15 protein-coding genes are annotated in these 20145 nt (G+C 36.7%); 4 read left to right on the plus strand and 11 right to left on the minus strand.

The window, feature by feature from the left end; translation table 11 throughout:
• Positions 1-84: 84 nt before the first annotated feature.
• Together JZO76_RS05205 and JZO76_RS05210 are read right to left on the minus strand one after the other, a co-directional pair.
• Positions 85-1518, minus strand: a complete 1434-nt coding sequence (locus tag JZO76_RS05205) for a 6-phospho-beta-glucosidase (protein WP_206903125.1) — start codon at positions 1516-1518, stop codon at positions 85-87.
• A 95-nt stretch (positions 1519-1613) separates the two neighbouring features.
• Entirely contained in the window at positions 1614-3002 is a 1389-nt protein-coding gene (locus JZO76_RS05210; protein WP_206903126.1) for a 6-phospho-beta-glucosidase, read from the minus strand.
• Positions 3003-3181: 179 nt separating this feature from the next.
• On the opposite strand from JZO76_RS05210, the gene JZO76_RS05215 reads away from it, so the two are divergent.
• Positions 3182-4096 (plus strand): MurR/RpiR family transcriptional regulator, encoded by a 915-nt coding sequence (locus JZO76_RS05215; protein ID WP_206903127.1) that lies wholly within the window; start codon positions 3182-3184, stop codon positions 4094-4096.
• A gap of 63 nt (positions 4097-4159) precedes the next feature.
• On the opposite strand, the gene JZO76_RS05220 is transcribed toward JZO76_RS05215, so the two are convergent.
• From JZO76_RS05220 to JZO76_RS05240, 5 genes are all read right to left on the minus strand, one after another.
• Positions 4160-6064 carry a beta-glucoside-specific PTS transporter subunit IIABC gene (locus JZO76_RS05220; protein WP_206903128.1) on the minus strand — a complete coding sequence of 635 codons (1905 nt, stop codon included), beginning with the start codon at positions 6062-6064 and terminating at the stop codon, positions 4160-4162.
• Positions 6065-6084: 20 nt separating this feature from the next.
• Positions 6085-6954 (minus strand): BglG family transcription antiterminator LicT, encoded by an 870-nt coding sequence (gene licT, locus JZO76_RS05225; RefSeq protein WP_206903129.1) that lies wholly within the window; start codon positions 6952-6954, stop codon positions 6085-6087.
• A 390-nt stretch (positions 6955-7344) separates the two neighbouring features.
• Positions 7345-9120: an ABC transporter ATP-binding protein gene (locus tag JZO76_RS05230; protein ID WP_206903130.1), complete on the minus strand. Its 1776-nt coding sequence runs from the start codon at positions 9118-9120 to the stop codon at positions 7345-7347.
• Positions 9120-10871, minus strand: coding sequence for an ABC transporter ATP-binding protein (locus JZO76_RS05235; RefSeq protein WP_206903131.1), 1752 nt, complete (start codon positions 10869-10871; stop codon positions 9120-9122). Before JZO76_RS05235 ends, JZO76_RS05230 begins: the two co-directional genes overlap by 1 nt.
• Positions 10872-11015: 144 nt before the next feature.
• Positions 11016-11237: a YneF family protein gene (locus tag JZO76_RS05240; protein WP_071863680.1), complete on the minus strand. Its 222-nt coding sequence runs from the start codon at positions 11235-11237 to the stop codon at positions 11016-11018.
• A 155-nt stretch (positions 11238-11392) separates the two neighbouring features.
• On the opposite strand from JZO76_RS05240, the gene ndk reads away from it, so the two are divergent.
• The gene (ndk, locus tag JZO76_RS05245; RefSeq protein WP_206903132.1) at positions 11393-11827 is read left to right on the plus strand and encodes a nucleoside-diphosphate kinase; all 435 of its coding nucleotides are present in this window, start codon (positions 11393-11395) and stop codon (positions 11825-11827) included.
• Positions 11828-12060: 233 nt separating this feature from the next.
• Here the strand turns inward: ndk and JZO76_RS05250 are convergent, their stop codons facing one another.
• Together JZO76_RS05250 and JZO76_RS05255 are read right to left on the minus strand one after the other, a co-directional pair.
• Complete coding sequence (locus JZO76_RS05250; protein WP_206903167.1) at positions 12061-12951, minus strand: deoxyribonuclease IV; 891 nt, start codon at positions 12949-12951, stop codon at positions 12061-12063.
• Positions 12952-13026: 75 nt separating this feature from the next.
• Positions 13027-13932 carry an AEC family transporter gene (locus JZO76_RS05255; RefSeq protein ID WP_206903133.1) on the minus strand — a complete coding sequence of 302 codons (906 nt, stop codon included), beginning with the start codon at positions 13930-13932 and terminating at the stop codon, positions 13027-13029.
• Between the two features lie 253 nt (positions 13933-14185).
• On the opposite strand from JZO76_RS05255, the gene JZO76_RS05260 reads away from it, so the two are divergent.
• Positions 14186-16675, plus strand: a complete 2490-nt coding sequence (locus JZO76_RS05260) for a transglycosylase domain-containing protein (protein ID WP_206903134.1) — start codon at positions 14186-14188, stop codon at positions 16673-16675.
• Positions 16676-16855: 180 nt separating this feature from the next.
• Here the strand turns inward: JZO76_RS05260 and ccpA are convergent, their stop codons facing one another.
• Entirely contained in the window at positions 16856-17857 is a 1002-nt protein-coding gene (gene ccpA / locus JZO76_RS05265) for a catabolite control protein A (protein WP_206903135.1), read from the minus strand.
• 198 nt (positions 17858-18055) lie between these two features.
• Between ccpA and JZO76_RS05270 the strand changes: the two genes are divergently transcribed.
• The gene (locus JZO76_RS05270; RefSeq protein ID WP_206903136.1) at positions 18056-19162 is read left to right on the plus strand and encodes an aminopeptidase P family protein; all 1107 of its coding nucleotides are present in this window, start codon (positions 18056-18058) and stop codon (positions 19160-19162) included.
• A gap of 283 nt (positions 19163-19445) precedes the next feature.
• Here the strand turns inward: JZO76_RS05270 and JZO76_RS05275 are convergent, their stop codons facing one another.
• Positions 19446-20123: a YtxH domain-containing protein gene (locus JZO76_RS05275; RefSeq protein WP_206903137.1), complete on the minus strand. Its 678-nt coding sequence runs from the start codon at positions 20121-20123 to the stop codon at positions 19446-19448.
• Positions 20124-20145 lie beyond the last annotated feature (22 nt).

Here is a 20145-nt window from a genome sequence, read left to right on the forward strand (position 1 = left end):
TTTCCTCCTGCAACTTTTTTAAAGCCAGCCCAAGTGAGCTGGCTTTTCATTTATTTTGTAAAAGTAGTAGCAAAATTTGCTTGTTTATTCTGCACTTAAATCTTCGCCATTTGTCGCAATCACTTGTTTATACCAGTCAAATGATTTTTTCTTAGTCCGAGCTAAAGTGCCATTGCCTTCATTATCCCGATCAACATAGATAAAGCCGTAACGTTTTTTCATTTCACCGGTTCCAGCAGAAACCAAATCGATACAACCCCAAGTGGTGTAACCTAACAAGTCAACACCGTCTAATTCCACAGCATCTTTCATAGCCGCGATATGAGCAGCTAAATACTCAATTCGGTAATCGTCCACAACATAACCATCTGAATCTGGAGTATCCACTGCTCCTAAGCCATTTTCTACGATGAATAATGGTTTTTGATAGCGATCATAAATATCATTTAATGTAATCCGTAAACCTAGTGGATCAATTTGCCAACCCCATTCGCTAGCTTTCAAATATGGATTTTTAACTGAAGCAAAGATATTGCCAGCTGTTTGTTCCAATAATTCTGGGTCAGTTGTTGCAACGCGTGAGGAGTAGTAAGAAAATGAAATAAAGTCGACAGTATTTTCTTTTAATAACTCCAAATCGCCATCTTCCATTTTCAGTTCAATACCTTTGCGTTCTAGATCTTTTAGCGCATACGCAGGATATTCACCGCGAGACTGAACATCAATAAAGAAGTAGTTTTCGCGATCGTCATTTCGAGATGCAAAAACATCTTCTGGTTTACATGAATAAGGGTAGTAGGCTCCAGCGGCTAACATACAGCCTACTTTATTTTCAGGATCCACTTCATGGGCGATCTTGGTAGCAATAGCAGAAGCGATTAATTCGTGGTGCGCCGCTTGATACTTCACTTGTTCTTTGTTTTCTCCTGGTTCAAAGTAAAGACCCGCCCCCATAAACGGTGCGTGTAAAATCATATTAATTTCATTAAAAGTCAACCAATATTTTACTAAGCCTTTATAGCGATTAAAAATCACACGACATAAATTTTCGTAAAAATCAACGAGCTTGCGACTACGCCAAGCACCGTATTCTTTAATCAAATGCATGGGACAATCAAAATGAGTAATTGTAACTAAAGGCTCAATCCCATATTTTTTGCACTCTTTAAAAATATCTTCGTAAAATTTCAAACCTTCTTCATTAGGTTCTTTTTCATCACCATTTGGAAAAATACGACTCCAGGCAATGGATAAGCGATATGTTTTAAAGCCCATTTCCGCAAATAACGCAATATCATCTTGCCAACGGTGATACATGTCAATTGCTTCTTTGGCCGGATAAAAATGCTCCTCATCAAAATCAAACATTTTCATTTCGCCGGTAATAACGGGAAAGCGATCTGGTCCAATTGGCACCACATCTACGTTGGCTAAACCACGCCCACCTTCGTTATAACCGCCTTCACATTGATTGGCTGCTGTTGCGCCGCCCCATAAAAAGTCTTTTCTAAATCCCATTGTAAAGCCTCCAATTTTTCTTAATTTCTCAAATTCAAGTCATTATTATGCCAAGTTCATTACACTATTTTCTTAGAAAATATCTATTTATCGCTTTATACGTTTACTAAATCTAACGATCGAACAACTTCATCTTGCACTTCAACGCCTTCTTTTTCCAAACGTTCAATTGTTTCTTTGAAATTTGGTAAATACTCTTTGTGGGCAATGAATAACTCATCCATCACGCGTTTCGCTGTTTTTCCTGAAGTCACTAATGGATTTAATGTGAAAGCTTGTAACGCTGTCCCGTAATCTCCTGTTACCGCAGCTTCAATAGTCAATAATTCCATTGCTTTCATTACTTGTAACCAGCCTTTTTCTGCAGTTGGCAATTCACCAAAGGCTACATTCCGAGCTCCTTGTGCCCCTACGTAAGCAGTTACTTCAACAACGCAATCTGCTGGTAAATCCGGTACAGCACCATTATTTTTAGTTGACACGACAATTTGTGTTTCTTTATTCGCATAAATCGAGGCAATTGTTTCACAAGCAGCATCAGAATAATAAGCACCACCACGTTGTTGCAATTGTTCTGGTTTATGATCTAAGTTTTCATCTTTGTAAAGTTCAAATAATTCATGTTCCGTGCGTTTCACCTGCTGTGCTCTCGTTCCGATTGTGCGATATTCCTCTAACGCATGTTCTAACATCTCTTCTTCTTGATAATAATAACGATGATACGCACAAGGAATCATTTTCATTTGCTCTAATAAATCCCGTTCAAAAGGAATGTCATAAATATTTTTTGGTAAACCATTATCTTCTTCATACATTTTATCAATCAGTTCCATCGTTACATCCTGACCATTATTAGCGGCAACTTTATGCCAGTGGAAGTGATTTAAACCGGCAAATTTGTAAATTAATTCATCCGTTTGCTTGCCAATCAAACCTGGTTCAAGCATGGTTGCCATTACGGGTACATTACAAAGACCAATTACTTTATCCCATTTGCCATAGCGCACGACTGCTTCAGTTACCATGCCACTTGGATTTGCAAAATTGACTAACCAAGCATTTGGACACAGGCGTTTCATGTCTTCAACGATATCTAAAATAACCGGAACTGTCCGAAAAGCTTTGAACATACCACCAGCGCCATTTGTTTCTTGCCCTAACATACCGTAATACGCTGGAATGCGCTCATCTTTAACACGAGCATCTAATAGACCGACACGAAATTGCGTTGTAACAAAGTCTGCATCTTTTAATGCCTCTTTGCGATCTAAGGTTAAATGGATTTTCACATCATATGGTGAAGCATCCCACATTCGTTGTGCCATCGCCCCTACAATTTCTAATTTTTCTTTTCCGGCTTCGATATCCACTAACCAAATTTCAGAAATTGGTAGTTCATCATACCGTTTAATAAATCCTTCCATTAATTCTGGTGTATAACTACTTCCGCCACCAATTGTCGCAATTTTTACGCCTTTTTTCATACCGACAGCTCCTTTGTTTACTTGATAATTTAATTATTGATGAGTTTTAGTCTAAAAACAATAGAATAACAACGAATTGCTAAAACGTTTACAAATTAAAGAAAATTCATTTTATTTTTTGTAAATAAAATTTACAAATACGATATAATAATTGTAAATAAAGTTAAAAGAGGTTATTTATGCTGATTCAAGAAAAAATTCGCCAAACAAGTTTTTCTGATGCTGAACAAAATGTTGTCGCCTTCATTTTAAAGCGGCCCCAAAGTTTGAACTTAACCATTAAAGAAGTGGCAGAAGCGACTTTTGTTCATCCTTCCACCTTAATTCGCATTGCCAAAAAACTGGATTTTAAGGGTTGGGTCGAATTTAAAAATGCGTTTTTAAAAGAGCAAGACTATTTAACCCATCACTTTCAAACAGTCGATGCTAATCTTCCTTTCACGCCAAATGACGGTTTATTGCGCATCGCCAGTAAATTGGCTCAATTAGAACAAACGACCATTAGCGATACATTATCTTTAATACAACACGACACCTTAAAAATGGCAAAAGATCTTTTACTAAAGGCGCGTATCACAAGAATTTTTGGTAACAACGCCAATACATTAATCGCGCAAGACTTTGCTGTGAAAATGAATCGCATTGGAAAAATCGTTACTACCAGTCAAATCCAAGGGGAAACGGCTTATGAGGCCTATAATTTAACAAAAAATGATACGGCAATCTTAATTTCTTATACTGGCGAAAATAGCACTATCTTACAGACTGCTAAAATTTTAGCTGCACAAGAAGTACCTTTTATTGCAATTACCAGTATTGGCGATAATTCTTTAATGGAAATAGCAACTTGCACCTTACAAATGACAACAAGAGAACGCCTCTATTCAAAGATTGGTAATTTCACAACTAATCTATCGATCACGTATTTACTCGATGTCTTATACAGTGTTGTTTTTGCTGAAAATTACCAGCAAGAATTAGAACATCTAATTAAAATCGGGCAACAAATTGATCATCGTAAGATTAGTTCCACCATTATGTCCGAAAAAAATCAAGTTCCGGTTCAAATCCACGATTCCTTTACCCCAAACTAATGACTCAAATAAGTTTCAGGTGAAAAAGGCGAGCTGACGAAATAGTCAGCTCGTCTTATTTTCTTATGCTAAAGCTGTGATTAATTCATCACTACCACTGGCAACATTTGGTTTATCACTTTCTAAAATATCCAAATAGTCTGCTGAATTGGTTACGATGACTGGTGTTTCAACACTGTAACCTGCAGCTTGGATTGCTTTAATATCAAAGCTCATTAATTTTTGACCGCGTTTTACCTTATCCCCTTGTTTAACATGGGGTGTGAAGAATTTACCGTCTAGTTGTACAGTGTCAATTCCAATGTGAATTAATAATTCTAAACCATTATCAGAAACCAAGCCAATTGCATGTTTTGTCGGAAACAGTGTCATTACTGTACCGTCAAATGGTGCGACAACTTCACCACTTTCTGGTTGGATCAATACACCTTTACCTAAAATACCTTGAGCAAATGCTTCATCTTTTGATGTGCTTAGTGGCATGATGGCACCGTTAATTGGCGCTGTAACAATTTCTTTTCTAACTTCCATTGCGGCTTGTCCTTCTTCAACTTCGACTGTTTCATCTTTCCAGAAGAAGAAAGTTAGTGAGAAGCTGACACCGCAGGCTACTAAGACTGCAATTACTGCTGGGATAACAGTAGACGCATTACCTTCTGGGGTAATGAAGTTAAAGAAACCAAAGATTCCTAAACCACCCATTGTGTAAGAAGTGACATCATTTAACATTAAAATCAACCCGCCGATTGCCCCACCAATCATAGAGAAAATAAACGGCGTCTTTTTCGGTAATGTAATCCCGTAAATAGCTGGTTCTGTTACCCCAAAAATACCTGAGATGATTGCTGGTGGACATAGTGCTTTTAATTTTTTGTCGCGAAGTTTGAAGAACATTGCTAAGACAACTGCTGTTTGTGAGAAGCTAGCAGCAAATGAACCTGTTAACACTTGTGAGAAACCTTCTTGTGTTACTTGCATAATTGCCAATGGTACAACTGACCAGTGTAATCCAAAGATTACCAACACTTGCCAGAAGAAACCTAAAATTGCACCATATAAAGCTGGTGAGAATGTCATTAACGCTTGGAAACCAGCACTTAATAAATCAGTTAGCATGCTAATGATTGGGCCAATAACTAAAAAGCCAACTGGCAATGAAATTAATAGTACAAAAAATGGTACTAAGAATGTTTGAACAACAGAAGGAATGACACGTTTCATCAATTTTTGTACTTGTGCAGCAAAGGCGATGATGAAAATTACCGGTACAACACTACTTGTATAATTTGCCCCTACCCAAGGAATACCTAAGAAAGTAGTAAATGCTGGCAAACCAAAGATACTATAAGGAGCAGCAGCGCCTTCTTCGACCAAGGCTTGTAATGCAGATCCTTGAATCGTTGGATAAACTAACGCCGCACCAATTGTAATCCCGATCATTGGATTTAAATTGAATTTTTTTGAAGCTGTATAACCTAAGATAACTGGCATAAAGTAAAAAATCGAATCCCCAATTGCATTTAGCATCATATAAGTGCCAGATTGCGCCGTGTAGGTAAACCAACCTAACGTTCCTAAGAAAACTAGTAATGCATTTAGCCCTTTAATCATACCGGCTGCAGCTAATGCGCCTAAGAATGGTTGGAAACAACCACTTAAGATATCAATTAAGCGGTTAAAGATATTGCCGTCACCGCTTGCTTCTTCTGTCTCACCTGAAATTCCCGCTACTTCTAAAACGTCTGCATAGACATCTGGAACATGATTTCCGATTACAACTTGATATTGACCGCCACTTTTCATTACAGTTACGACGCCGTCCATATTTTTTAGGATATCATCGTTTGCTTTGCCTTCATCTTTTAACTTGAAGCGCAACCGCGTAATACAATGTGTCAAACTATTGATATTTTCTTTTCCGCCTACATTTTCAACAATTTTTTCGGCTAAATCGTGATATTTACCCACACTAATTCCTCCAGTTATTTTTATTTTTTGGTGGCTGTGCCACCTTCATCTTGACCCAATTTTTGTACTAGTCGTGCCACGTGAATGGTCAAATATAATTTCTCATCATTTGACATGAGGTAGTTATATTTTTTTGTAACGTATTCATTAACTTTTTCTACACAGTTATAGGCGTTGTGATATTTTTTTTGAATAATCAAAAGCAACTCTTCGTCTGTTTCACCTTCATTTTGACGATGGTTCATAATTCGGGATGCAAAAAAACGTAAATGGGTAGTGAAACGATAATAATAAACAGATTCTTCATCAAATTGAACTTTAAAATAATAGCTGACAATCCGAATAATTTCTTGCATCAATTCGGTCATTTCATAAACATTATCATTATCAATTTCAGTTTGGGCATTCACGAGATGTAAGGCAATAAATCCAGCCTCATCAACGCCCAAATCAACTTTAAAACGTTTTTGAATCATCGCCACAGCATCTTTACCAATGCTATATTCTGCCGTAAAAAAGCGTTTGATATCCCAAAGTAATAAATTGGGTACTCGTATTTTCTTTTTTACCCGCTCGACAGCAGTATGCAAGTGATCTGTTAAAGAGATATAAATGGAATCATTTAATGGTGCATTCAATTTTTCTTTACCACAATCAATTATTTCTGTTGCCAGTTCTAAATAACCAATTGGTACATCTTCTAATAGTTCTTGTAACTTGGCATTTAAATCTGTATTAGACAGTCGATAAGTTTTATCCACTTGTCCTTCAACTACTTCATCGCCAATCTTTTTTTGAAATGCTATCCCCTTTCCCATCACGACAAGCTCGTTATTTCGCTTGTCAGTCGTAATAATTACGTTGTTATTTAAGATTTTTTTGATTTGCATCAGTGTCGGCCTCCACGTCACGCTTTAACTAATCTAAAATTAATCTTTGACTCATTTAGATTATAATTTGATGATACTAATAAGCGTTATCTTTGTCAACGCTTACATAAACTTTTTTGTTTCTTAATTCTATTTTTATTCCTCCCTTCAAAAAATGGACAAACAAAAAACCTAATGAGCGCGCACAAAATAAAGGCGTCATCTCATTAGGTTTAGCTTGTATTTAAACAATCACTATCCATTTGTTTGGTCTATTTAATTTAAAGTTATTGTAACAGACGTTAGAAAGCGCTGTCAATGGCTATTGCAAATTTTATTCATTTTAATTCAAAAAAATAGAAAATGGCAGGAATTTCTTTATCACCGGAAATCCTGCCATTTTATTTTTAATTAAACTTCACTACTTTGCAATTTATACATTGCAGCATATAATCCATCTTCTGCCAACAAGGTAGCATGATTTCCAGTTTCAACAATTTCACCTTTGTCTAATACTAAAATTAAATCAGCATCTTTAATCGTAGAGAGGCGGTGCGCAATGGCAATGGTCGTTCTACCTTTACGCATTTTGGCCAAACTAGCTTGAATCAAACTTTCTGTCTCAGTATCAATGTTTGCAGTTGCCTCGTCCAATACTAAGATTTTAGGATTTGTAACCATCGTCCGGGCAAAAGATAAAAGTTGGCGCTGGCCACTCGAATAACTCGCTCCTCTTTCAATTACTTTAGCGTGATAGTTTCCTGGCAGTTGATTAATGAATTTATCTGCTTGGACAAATTCTGCCGCTGCTTTAATTTCAGCGTCACTGATATTTGTATTTAACAAACGAATATTTGTGGCAATATCGCCATAAAACATGAAGGCGTCTTGTAAAACTAGACCCATTTTTTCTCGTAGTTCACTCATAGGGTAGTCTTTAATATTTTTATCATCGATCAAAACTTCCCCCGCGTGAAATTCATAAAAACGCATGAGAACATTAATGATCGAACTTTTCCCACTACCAGTATGCCCTACGAGTGCAATTGTTTGACCGGGATTAGCAACAAAGGAAATATCTTTTAACACATCATGCTTACCATCATAAGAAAAGCTAACATGACGAAATTCAATTTTCCCAGCGCCAATTTTAGCATTGGCCTTAGGGTTTTGAGCTGGCGTTGCTTCTGTTGTGTCCATGATCTTCAAAATACGGCTAGCCGCTACAATTCCGTCGGTGAAAACACTCAAAAAGTCCATCATTTGCGTCATAGGGTTAAAAAATCCCTGCACATACGTGGTAAAAGCGTATATCATCCCCACCTCCACTGGAGAATCAAGAGCATCAAAGCCAAATAAAGATAAAGATAACGCAATTGCTAAAGCATATAACAAATTAATAATTGGTGCTAAAAGCAGTGAATTTGTTTTAATCATGGCAAAGCGTGTTTTTAAATAGTCATCATTGATTGTTTCAAATTCACTTTTCAGTCGCGCTTCTTGACGAAATTGTTGGATAATTTGCATTCCTGAAATAGATTCATTTAGCTTGGTATTTAATTGACTTAATTTTTCCCGCATTTGTCGATAAATTTTTGAACTGAATTTTTGATAATACCAAATGACGATTACTAAAATTGGTAAAAAGATTAAATTAATCAAAGCAATTTTTCGATTGATTGAAAACATCGCCACAAAAGATGAAATTATCGCAAAAATACCGGTAAGCACCATCAAAAAAACATACCAAAATTCAAACAATGTCTCCGTATCATTGGTCACCCGAGAAACGATAGAACCAGCTGGTGTTTGATCAAAATAGCGCATTCCTAGCGTATGCAATTTTTCAAAAAGTTTTACACGGATATACTGAAATGTTTTCAGTGATGCCATGGAGTATAAAAACCATTGGAAAAACCAAATTATCGCTTTTAACAGGACACCAAAAAAATACAGAGCAGCAAAAAAATAAATAATTTTTTGTGTAGCAGTTTTAGTGGTTAAGTAATCATCCATATAGGTTTGAATAATACGTGGTAGTAAAATATTGACAACTGCTAAGGCCAAGGCAAAAACGATCGCTACAATAAATGTTTTAGCAAAAGGCTTCGCAAATTTAAACATTCGTTTTACAATTTGTTTTTGCTCTTTAAATGAAAGTGATTTGGACCATGCAGATTCTTCCATTAAATATCCCCCCTAGTAATCTTGGCTTCAAGTTGCTGTTTGGCCCACATCTTAGCATACCAACCACCTAAAGCTAGTAATTCTTGATGCGTTCCCCGTTCTATTATTTGCCCTTCTTCAATTACGATGATTTCTTTAGCATGCATAACACTACTCAAACGATGGGCAGCAATAATGGTCGTTTTATTTTGCCGTGCGGCTTTTAAGTTGCTTAAAATCGCTTCTTCTGTTTTCGCATCAACCGCAGAAAGTGCATCATCTAAAATTAAAATTTCTGGTTTGGCAATTAACGCACGCGCGATGGATAATCGTTGTTTTTGCCCACCGGACAACGAAACACCTCGTTCTCCTACTAAGGTATCATAACCTGCTGGCATTTCTTCAATATCCGTGGCAATGTCGGCCAATTGCGCTGCCTGCTCGACTTCACTTTGTGGCAGGGTTGGGTCGATAAAACGGATATTGTCGCGAATCGTAGTCGAAAACAAAAAATGATCTTGTGGAACGTAGCCTAACGAGCCCAGCAAAGCATCTAAGGTGTAGTCTTTAATATTACGGCTACCAAATGTAATTTGGCCTGCGTAATCATCAAATTCTCGCAGTAATAATTTCATAATCGTGGTCTTGCCACTACCGGTTTTCCCTACAATGCCTAATGTTTCACCTTCATTTACGACAAACTGCAAATTCTTTAGTGTTTCTTCTTTGCTATCGGGATAATAAAAATTGCGAATTGAAAATTCCAAAGTTCCTTTTGGCGCCTCATGAATTGCATTTTCTTTTTCAATAATATGTGTCTTGTTGCTTAATAACTCCGCTACCCGATCGTAACTGGCGTTGCCTCTTTCTAAAACATTAAAGAGTCGACCAATCGCAAACATCGGCCAAACTAACATCCCGATATAGCTTATAAATGATACCAATTGTCCAATTGTAATCGTATCATTCAAAATAAAATTCCCGCCTATGATAATTGTTACAACATAAGAAAGCCCAATAATTAATGTGATAAAAGGATCAAATAAGGCGTCTAAAAAATTGACTCGTTTATTTTTGATGATTGCATCATCAATCTTCCTTGAAAAATCAGCAATATCTTCTTGCTCTTGACCAAAAGTTTTTAAAACCTTCATCCCGGTAATGCTTTCTTGTGCCTTATCATTAATATTTGAAAAAGCCTCCTGTGCATCCCGAAAAGCATCATGGAGTTTTGTGCCTAGTACACGTGAGGTCACTGCTAACAAAGGTAATGGTAATAATGCAATCAGCGTTAGCCGCCAATCGATAAATAAAATCATGGCAATAATAGTTATTCCACCGGTGATAAATGAGTCAGCAAAGGTTAATATTCCTGCGCCAGCAACATTTTGAATGGCGTTTAAATCATTGGTTGCATGGGCCATTAGATCTCCTGTACGGTGTTTCTGATAAAAGATTTGATCCATCTTCGTAAAATGATCAAAAAGCTGGCGTCTAAGATCTTTTTCCAAGCGAGCAGCACTGCCCCAGATATTAGTGCGCCAAATATAGCGAAAAATATATTGTGCGACAGCAGCTAAAACTAATACTACAACCCAACCTAAAATAATCTTTAAGTGAATATTATCTTCAGCAATTTCATCAATAATAATTCCAATTACTTTTGGGGGTATTAATTGAAAAATGGCCACTAAAATTAAAGATGTTACACCGATAATGTAGTGCCTTTTTTCCTGTTTAAAAAACCAACCTAACTTTTTAAAAATTGACATAAGTACCTCCTTTTAAATTCCTGCTATCTTTAACTATTACAAGAATAATTTGAAAATTCTGTTTAAATTTTTTTGTACCTTTGAATAAGGGCACAAAAAAGACGGACTGAAAAATTCAGCCCGTCACGACAGAAAACCAAAAGATTATTTTTTCCCTTGGTTTTTCATTTGCTGCATCATTTGACGAATTTTTTTCTCTGATGGTTTTTGGCCCATCGACATCATCATTGAACGTAACATTTCCTCGTTAACGGGAGGATTTTTTTCCAAATAGTCTTTCATATATTTACGGGCTAAGAAAAAGCCACCGACTGCACCTAGTAAAGCCGCAATAATTGCAATAAGTACTACGATTGATGTTGACATGAAAATCTCTCCTTTCTTCTATAGTCTCACTGTGTCATTTTACTAGAAAAGCAAGCAAATGAAAAGAGCTTTTCGCAAGGTAAAACAAAGTAAGCGTTTTCAAATTATAAAAAACATGCTATGCTAAATTTATAAATTTTTTTGAGGTGAGTGCAATGGAAGAAAAAACTTTAATTATTATTAAACCAGATGGCGTCAAACGTCATTTAGTCGGTCGTATTATCAGTCGCTTTGAAGAACGCATGCTGACAATTGAAGCAATGCGCTACGGTTTGTTAACTAAAGAAACCGCCAAAGCCCACTATGCTCATCTTGCTGATAAGCCTTTTTTTCAAGATATTATTGACTACATGACATCAGGTCCTGTTGTTTTTATCGTTTTAAAAGGTGAAAATGCAATTGAAATGGTGCGTAAAATGATTGGATCGACTAATGCCTTAGAAGCTGCACCTGGCACAATTCGTGGCGATTTTGCCACCAATAAGTCGCAAAATGTTATTCACGCTTCTGACTGCGCTGCTGCAGCAGACGTGGAAATAAAACGCTTCTTTAGCAAAGCGCAGTTGGCGACAGCCAAACATTCCTCTTAAAAAAGACTTCACAAACTAGCTTTTAGTCACTAAGAACTAGTTTGTGAAGCTTTGAAAATTTTGCTTTATTAAAAAAAATCAGATGAATGCAAAAAAACTAGAAATGAATATATCTTCTACGTGCTTTATTCACCTGAAAATTTTATACTTTCCTTATAATCTACAAAAAAGTCAAATACCGCCCCACGATTAGTTGTGGCGGTATTTGACTTTTATATTTTAGAAATTTAAATTTATTGCGCCATAATTTTTTCTAATAAATCTGGATCAAAAACACCGCTACGCAACATGGCAATTTCAAATTTATAAGGAGGCTTTTTATTTTTTTTATCTTCTCCAACATATGGCGTTTCAAGGATTTTAGGCAATGTTGCTAATTTTTCGTGATTGGCAATATAATGTAGTGCACTAAACCCAATTGTTCCAAAACCTAAATTGGCATGCCGGTCTTTTTTTGCACCGCGTATATTTTTAGAGTCGTTTAAATGAACGACTTTTAAACGTTCTAACCCGATCACGCGGTCAAATTCCGCTAACACGCCATCGAAATCGTCTTTCACATTATAACCAGCATCGTTAGTGTGACACGTGTCAAAGGTAACGGACAGTTTATCATTTAGCGTGACGCCGTCAATGATTGCTGCTAATTCTTCAAAACTACGGCCGATTTCTGTGCCTTTTCCTGCCATCGTTTCTAACGCAATTTGAGGAATTTGGTCTTTTGTTAAAACTTCATTTAATCCTTTAACAATTTGTCCAATCCCCGCTTGTGGCCCTGCGCCAACGTGGGCACCAGGATGTAAGGTAATTTGTTTGGCACCAAGTTCTTGAGCGCGCATAATTTCTGAACGTAAAAATTCAATGGCAAATCCAAAATTCTGAGGCTTAATTGTATTCCCTAAGTTGACGATATAAGGTGCATGAACGACAAATTCGTGCATCTCGTTTTCTACCATCATTTTTTTACCCGCGGCAATACTAGCTTGGTCCATCTCACTACGACGTGTATTTTGGGGAGCGCCAGTATAAAGCATAAACGTATTCGCTTCATAACTTAATGCTTCTTCAACCGAAGAAGCTAAGGCCTGACTAGCTTTAAAGGAAACATGAGAACCGATTAACATATCTTCACTTCTTTCATAACTATTTTTTATTATTGTAAGCAAGCTTTTAGCAAAAAGAAATCTTTACGCTCAATTTTAGCGATAAATAAAAATCAAAGCCGTCATAAGTGGTAAACTAATTAAAAAACTAAGCGAAGAACAAAAGCCCACACTTTCTTCATCACTTCCAGATAATACGGCATTCATGACATTAAAAATTGGAATGGGCGTAACTGCTAAAATGCTCAATACTAACTTCATTAAGTGATTTATTGGTGTAAAACAGACAATTACAACTAAAATAAGACCGATTGTATATCTTAAAAGAAGTGTTTTTAAAACTAATAACCAAGCATAGTGAGGCAGCTTAAACTCCAAATACAGCCCAATCATGAACATTGATAAAAAAGTATTGGCGCTAGCGATAGGTGCTACCACCGTTATCAGCATTTCAGGGATTGCAATACTGGCTGTCCGTAACAAAAGCAGCACGAGGTAACACATAAAAGGGACACTGCGCCCTAGTTTTTGCAGGAATGCTTTTAAATTAAAGACATAATTTTCTCCAGTCAACGCCTCAACTACTAAACCTGTTCCCCCTGCTAACATTATCGAGTTGCCAATATCAAAAAGTGAAATCAAGGGAATGGCTTGCGGGATAAAGCTTTGCGCAAAAGGTAAAGTGAAATTGCCAATGTTAAAACCAGATCCCATGTAAAGGCTAAAGGAAAGTTCCCTTTGGCTTTGTCGTCCTTTAAAAAGGCGTAAAAAAAGCAATTGAACTAACGTAAAGAAAACTGCAATTGCGATTAATGCTGTGATGTTAAAAGAAACATTCAGTTGCGCTAAGTTCACCACAATCGCCGCCGGGAGCGTTAAATTTAAAATGATCTGTGAAAGACGGTTGCCATCGGCTTTACTAAAAATCCCGAAGCGTTTAAACAGATATCCTAAAAAAATAATAAATAATAAACTAAACGCACTGATTAAAATCTCTTTCATTTCTATTTCTCCTTAAAAATTCAATTCTTTATTTGGATTTGGCACTGTTTTCCCTATTAATTATTTTAACATTTTTCTTTTTCAGCTCTTTTAACAAGTCCAAAACTGCTGCAAAAAAGTATTTTACCCCCATTTCAATCCTTAAAAGTTTGGTTTTTTCTTAGTATTTCCCCACCATAATAGTAGAAATCTATCTATTTAAGAACTTTTTTGCTATAATGACACGGTAAATTTAAAACTGAGGTGAAAGTCATTGCCTAAAAAGCAAAAACATCATGATGAGCCTTTTTCTGATCGAAAAAAGGGCTGGTTTTACTTTAATATTTCATTACGGGTCTTACATTCCTTAATTTTAGTTGGAATTTCGTGTCTGATTATTGGTGGTGCATTAGCGCTAGGGATTGGTGCCGGTTATTTCGCTTACTTAGTCGAAGACACACCTGCTCCTAATAAAACCACAATGCAAAAAGAACTGGGAGATGTTTCGCAAACTTCCAAGTTAACATACGCCGATAACAGTTCGATCGCTACTATCCGTTCTGATTTATTTCGAACATCAGTAAAGTCAGATCAAGTTTCTGACCTACTAAAAAAAGCTATTATTGCCACCGAAGATGAATATTTTTATGAACATAATGGCGTTGTACCAAAAGCTGTTGTCCGTGCGCTGCTATCAGAAGCAACTGGTTTTGGCGGTGGAGGTGGTTCTACTTTAACCCAACAATTGGTCAAGCAGCAGGTTTTAACTAGCGAAACCACCTTCAAGCGCAAAGCCAATGAAATTCTTTTGGCCATGGAAGTTGAGAAGTTCTTTAGTAAAGACGAAATTGTGACAATGTATTTGAATGTCTCTCCTTTTGGGCGAAATAATAAGGGTCAAAATATCGCGGGTGTTCAAGAAGCAGCAAAAGGTATTTTTGGCAAAGATGCCAAAGACGTCAACTTACCGCAAGCAGCTTTTATTGCAGGTCTACCGCAAAGTCCTATCGTTTACAGCCCCTTTGATAATACTGGCAAATTAAAAGAAAACGTCACTGCCGGCCTAGAACGAAAAGATTTTGTTCTATTTAGTATGTATCGCAACCACGACATTAGTAAAAAAGAATACGAAGCAGCGAAAAAGTATGATTTGAAAAAAGATTTCTTAAAACAACAAACACAAAATAATGACGACCACGGTTTCTTATATTATACCGTTATGAACGAAGCTAAAAGTATCGTCGCACAAAAGTTAGCTAAAGATGACGGCGTTTCAACACAAGATTACGAAAAGAAAAAAACAAAAGAAGCTTATCTTGAAAAAGCACAAAATGAGTTAGTTAATGGTGGTTACACGGTTAAATCAACTATTGATAAAAAGATTTATGACGCCATGCAAAAAGGTGTCGCAGAATACGGCTACATGTTAGATAATTACAGTGGTGATAAAATCGAAGTCGGAAATGTCATGATGGATAATGCCACCGGCAAAATCTTAGGTTTTATCGGAAGTCGCGATTTCAGCGATAACCAAAACAATCACGCCTTTGATACTTCACGGGCTGCCGGTTCAACGATTAAACCGATTTTAGTATATGGCCCAGCCATTGACCAAGGTCTAATCGGCAGCCAAAGTCGCATCTCAGATTATCCAGCGAAATGGAAAGCTGGCGAAGATGCCGGTAAAGAAATCGTCAATGCAACCAATAAAGGATCCAAAACTTTCCAAACCGTCGAAGATGCATTAGCTGAATCAACCAACATTACAGCCTACCATGTGTATCAAGAATTACAAGAAAAAAAATCTGCGGATTTCGTCTATGACAATTATTTGGCTAAAATGAATTTCCCAGCCAACAATTCTTGGAATGTTGAATCTGCTCCGCTTGGACCAATGGATGTGACAACGGTTCAACAAACAAATGGTTTCCAAGCTTTAGCCAACGGCGGCGTCTACCAACAAGGTTACTTGATTGAATCGATTACTGACAGCCAAGGTAAAGCTATTTATCAACATGAAAACAAACCCGTTCGCGTCTTTTCTAAGGCAACAGCTTCCATCATGAACAATTTGATGCGTAATGTCTTAAGCCAAGGAATCACTACCCCGTTTAAATCGACGATTAGTAATTTGAACTGGTACCTAGGTCAAGCAGACTGGGTTGGTAAGACTGGGTCTTCTGATTATTACCGTGATTCATGGTTAATTGTCTCGACACCAAAAGTTACGATTGGTAGCTGGTCTGGGATGGATAGTCAAAAAGAAAAAAATGATGATGGCGCCGGCAGTAGAACCGGAAATTACATGGCATATTTGATTAATCGAATTTATATGGCTAATCCTGATATTTTTGGCACAGATCAAAAATTCAAATTAGATGGTTCGGTAAAACAAGAAACAGTTGCCAAAGCTACCGGTGAATTACCAGGAAGCATCAGCTACAACGGAGCTACAATGCAAGTTCCAAACGATACCACAACTTCTCTGTGGGCAAAAAATGGACCAGGTGAAAGTAATTACCGCTTTGGTATTGGTGGCACAGATGCTAATTACGCTGATTATTGGAATAAAATTTATGCAAAACCAAAGACCAATAATAATCAACAAAAAAACAACACGACAACTAACGGAAATAGTACCAATAATAATTCAAATAGCAACAGCAATACAAATAATAACAATAATTCAACAAGCAACAATGGTAGTACTACAAATAACAATGCAAATAGCAACGGGACTACCAACAATAATACAGGACAATAATAAAAGCAGGCGAAAATTCGCCTGCTTTTATTATTGTCCTGTATTATTAATACCGATCAGCAAAACACATGCTAAAAAACAAATAAGCCAAATGCTTTACGAAATTTTTTCTTTTTCTTTATCCCAATTATTAAAATAAGCGTCCATAAAATAGCACGGACGCTTATTTAGCTTATTCGATTATTTTGTTGAGCCTTTTTCATCAATACCATAAGGTAAGATAATTGTCTTTTCTTCGACATCTTCTTTATTCATCATTTTGGTCAACAAACGCATTGAAACTGCCCCGATATCATACAATGGTTGGGTAATACTAGATAGACGTGGACGGGCAACGTCTGTTAGTAATGAATTATTACTTGTTAGAATTTCAAAATCCTCGGGTACATTAACACCTTCATCAACTAAACCATCTAAAATACCAATTGCCAGTTCATCATCTGTAACAAAAGCTGCTGTAGCACCACTGTTTTTAAGACGTGAAACTAAAGAAATACCATCTTTAAAGTTGTATTTTGCTTCAAAAATTAACCCTTCATTGTAGGTTAAATTATTTTCTTTTAGCGCTTCTTTATAACCTTGTAAACGGTTTTGACCATTAATTGGATCAATCAATGCACCACTGACAAAAGCAATTTTTTCATTGCCGTTTTTTGCTAATAAATTAACAGCATCTTTTGTTGCATTTGTATAATCAATGTTTACACTACCTACTTGTTCATCTGGGTCAATTGAGCCTGCTAACACAACTGGTGTCTTAGAACGGGAAAATTCACCACGAATTTCATCGGTAATACGGTGTCCCATAAAAATAACGCCATCTACTTGTTTAGCTAATAAATTGTTTAAAACGTTCACTTCTTTTTGTGTATCACCATCTGAGTTAGCTAAAATAATATTGTATTTGTACATTGTCGCTACATCATCAATCCCGCGAGCTAATGAAGCAAAATACATGTTGCTAACATCAGGAATGATAACCCCTACCGTTGTCGTTTTTTTACTTGCTAAGCCACGGGCAACTGCGTTAGGCCGATAGTCTAGGCGATCGATAACCTCTAAGACTTTTTTGCGAGTAGCAGGCTTCACATTGGGGTTGCCATTGACAACACGCGAAACAGTAGCCATTGAAACATTGGCTTCACGGGCAACGTCATAAATTGTAATTGTTTGTTTGTCCATTTCATATCTCCTTATTTGATAGCGTGATTTGTATTTTCTGAAAATACCATTTACATTTCTTTGTTAGAATAGCATGGAAAGAATCAGAATGCAACCGTTTTACTTTCCTTTCCTGAAAATTTTTATCATTTTTCAAAAATTCTTTTTTGAAAGAAGTATGCTAAAATAAAAGTGACTATTTTGAAAGAAGGTTTCCTTATGAATTTAGCAAAAATTGAAGAGTTAAAGACTTGGTTAAAATCTCACGATATTCCTTTGGCCTATATTTCCAATCCAGATCACATTGCCTATTATTCCGGTTATAAAAGTGATCCCCATGAACGTGTTTTGGCGCTGTTTATTTCGGCTACTGCCGATCCATTTTTATTTACCCCAGCTTTAGAGGTTGAAACAGCCAAAAACAGCAGCTGGCAATTTGATGTTTTAGGTTATGCGGATAATGAAAACCCTTGGCAATTAATTGTAGCCGCTATTAAAGCACGTTTTGATGAACCAAAAAAAATGGCTATTGAAAAGAATCATTTAACCGTTGATCGGCTTGAGATACTCCGATCTCTTTTACTCCACACTGATTTTAATTTTGATTTAACCTCTGTCATTCAACAAAGTCAATTACGTAAGACAGCTAGTGAAATTAAACTGTTAGAAGAAGCTGGTGACTGGGCAGATGAAGCATTTAAAATCGGTTTTGCCGCTATCAAAGCAGGTGCATCTGAAGCAGAAATTACCGCAGAAATTGAATATCAATTAAAACGACGTGGCGTTAGCCAAATGAGCTTTGACACCATCGTTTTGGCTGGTGATAATGCTGCAAATCCCCATGGTACCCCTGGAGCGCGTAAAATTGTTCCAAATGAGTTAGTTCTTTTTGATTTAGGTGTTATCTGGAAAGGCTATTGCAGTGATGCAACGCGCACTGTTGCATTTCAAAAACCCACAGCGTTACAAGAAAAAATTTACCAAATTGTCTTAGAAGCGCAATTAGCCGCACAAGATTTTGTTCGCCCCGGTGTGACTGCGGCTCAAATTGATAAAGTTGCCCGCGATGTAATTGAAAAAGCCGGTTATGGAAAATATTTCAACCACCGTCTGGGACATGGCATCGGCACTACTGTCCATGAATTCCCATCCCTTGTTGAAGGTAACGATTTAGTGATTGAAGAAGGAATGTGCTTTTCAATTGAACCTGGTATTTATTTACCAGGTGAAGTTGGTGTACGTATTGAAGATTGCATCCACGTGACCCAAAAAGGATGTGCAGCCTTTACCAAAACACCAAAAGAATTGCAAATCATCACAAAATAATTTTTTAATTGCCCTTTTATCGAACTATCGAAGCTAAAACTGGTATCTTTTATTGCAAATAAGAAACTGGATAATTTCAAAAATAGCTACTGCTGTTGTGGAATTATCCAGTTTATTTTATTTTTAGTGTCACTTATTGATTTAAAGAGAATAATCTGTTTTACGCATAATTTATTTTTAACTGGAAATTTAAGTCCAGTAGGCGAGTAGATGCCTTTTAGCTTACATTTGTTTGATACATTAAAAACACCTCTGCTAATTATTTGGCAGAGGTGCTTCTTTATTATTCAGGATTATTTTCTTCCACTTTTTCTTTTAATTCTTTTTCAGCCGCTTTAAAATCTTGTGCTGCCATGTTGGTTTCTTCAGCCGTCGCATCTTTTGTTTTGTCAGCAGCATCTTTGGCTGCTACACTTGCTTCTTTTGCAGCCGCTTTTGTATTTTCTTTTAAGGATTCTGCCACCGGTTTGGCTTCTGATATGCCTTCTTCAACTGTTTCTTGCATATCTTTGGCACCCTTTGTTGCATCAATGATAATGTCTTGCATATCATCTTTTTTCTCTTCTGCGATGTCTTGACCTTGTTCTTTTACTTCTGCAGCTGATTTTTTAAATTTTTCAGACAGATCTCCGGTTTGTTTTTTCAAATTGGCAATCAAGTCTGCTGATGAGTCTTGTAAATCCTCCAAAGAATCACTTGTTTTATTTTTCAAGCTATCTGCTGTTTCTTCTGCTTGTTGTGATAATTTGGCCGCCTTATCTTTGGCAATCTCCGTTAAATCTTGGCTTTTTTCTTTTGCCATATCTGCATAATCGCTAGCAAAGTCCAATAAATCATCAGTATGTGCTGCTATTTTTTTACGTAATTCTTGACCAGATTCTGGTGCCAGCAGCATCACCGCTGCTGCAGCTGCCGCACCACCTACTACTGCGCCTAATAAAAATCCACTTGTTTTTCCCATTTGAATCCCTCCATTTATTTTT

The organism is Candidatus Enterococcus myersii (genome assembly GCF_017316025.1).
In the GTDB taxonomy this organism is placed as follows: Bacteria; Bacillota; Bacilli; order Lactobacillales; family Enterococcaceae; genus Enterococcus_C; species Enterococcus_C montenegrensis.

What these genes read in the sequence shown, in the direction of transcription:
- JZO76_RS05205 (WP_206903125.1), bottom strand. Translation starts at nt 1,518, where the DNA reads ATGGGATTTAGAAAAGACTTTTTATGGGGCGGCGCAACAGCAGCCAAT.
- JZO76_RS05210 (WP_206903126.1), bottom strand. Translation starts at nt 3,002, where the DNA reads ATGAAAAAAGGCGTAAAAATTGCGACAATTGGTGGCGGAAGTAGTTAT.
- JZO76_RS05215 (WP_206903127.1), top strand. Translation starts at nt 3,182, where the DNA reads ATGCTGATTCAAGAAAAAATTCGCCAAACAAGTTTTTCTGATGCTGAA.
- licT (WP_206903129.1), bottom strand. Translation starts at nt 6,954, where the DNA reads ATGCAAATCAAAAAAATCTTAAATAACAACGTAATTATTACGACTGAC.
- JZO76_RS05230 (WP_206903130.1), bottom strand. Translation starts at nt 9,120, where the DNA reads ATGGAAGAATCTGCATGGTCCAAATCACTTTCATTTAAAGAGCAAAAA.
- JZO76_RS05235 (WP_206903131.1), bottom strand. Translation starts at nt 10,871, where the DNA reads ATGTCAATTTTTAAAAAGTTAGGTTGGTTTTTTAAACAGGAAAAAAGG.
- JZO76_RS05240 (WP_071863680.1), bottom strand. Translation starts at nt 11,237, where the DNA reads ATGTCAACATCAATCGTAGTACTTATTGCAATTATTGCGGCTTTACTA.
- ndk (WP_206903132.1), top strand. Translation starts at nt 11,393, where the DNA reads ATGGAAGAAAAAACTTTAATTATTATTAAACCAGATGGCGTCAAACGT.
- JZO76_RS05250 (WP_206903167.1), bottom strand. Translation starts at nt 12,951, where the DNA reads ATGTTAATCGGTTCTCATGTTTCCTTTAAAGCTAGTCAGGCCTTAGCT.
- JZO76_RS05255 (WP_206903133.1), bottom strand. Translation starts at nt 13,932, where the DNA reads ATGAAAGAGATTTTAATCAGTGCGTTTAGTTTATTATTTATTATTTTT.
- ccpA (WP_206903135.1), bottom strand. Translation starts at nt 17,857, where the DNA reads ATGGACAAACAAACAATTACAATTTATGACGTTGCCCGTGAAGCCAAT.
- JZO76_RS05270 (WP_206903136.1), top strand. Translation starts at nt 18,056, where the DNA reads ATGAATTTAGCAAAAATTGAAGAGTTAAAGACTTGGTTAAAATCTCAC.
- JZO76_RS05275 (WP_206903137.1), bottom strand. Translation starts at nt 20,123, where the DNA reads ATGGGAAAAACAAGTGGATTTTTATTAGGCGCAGTAGTAGGTGGTGCG.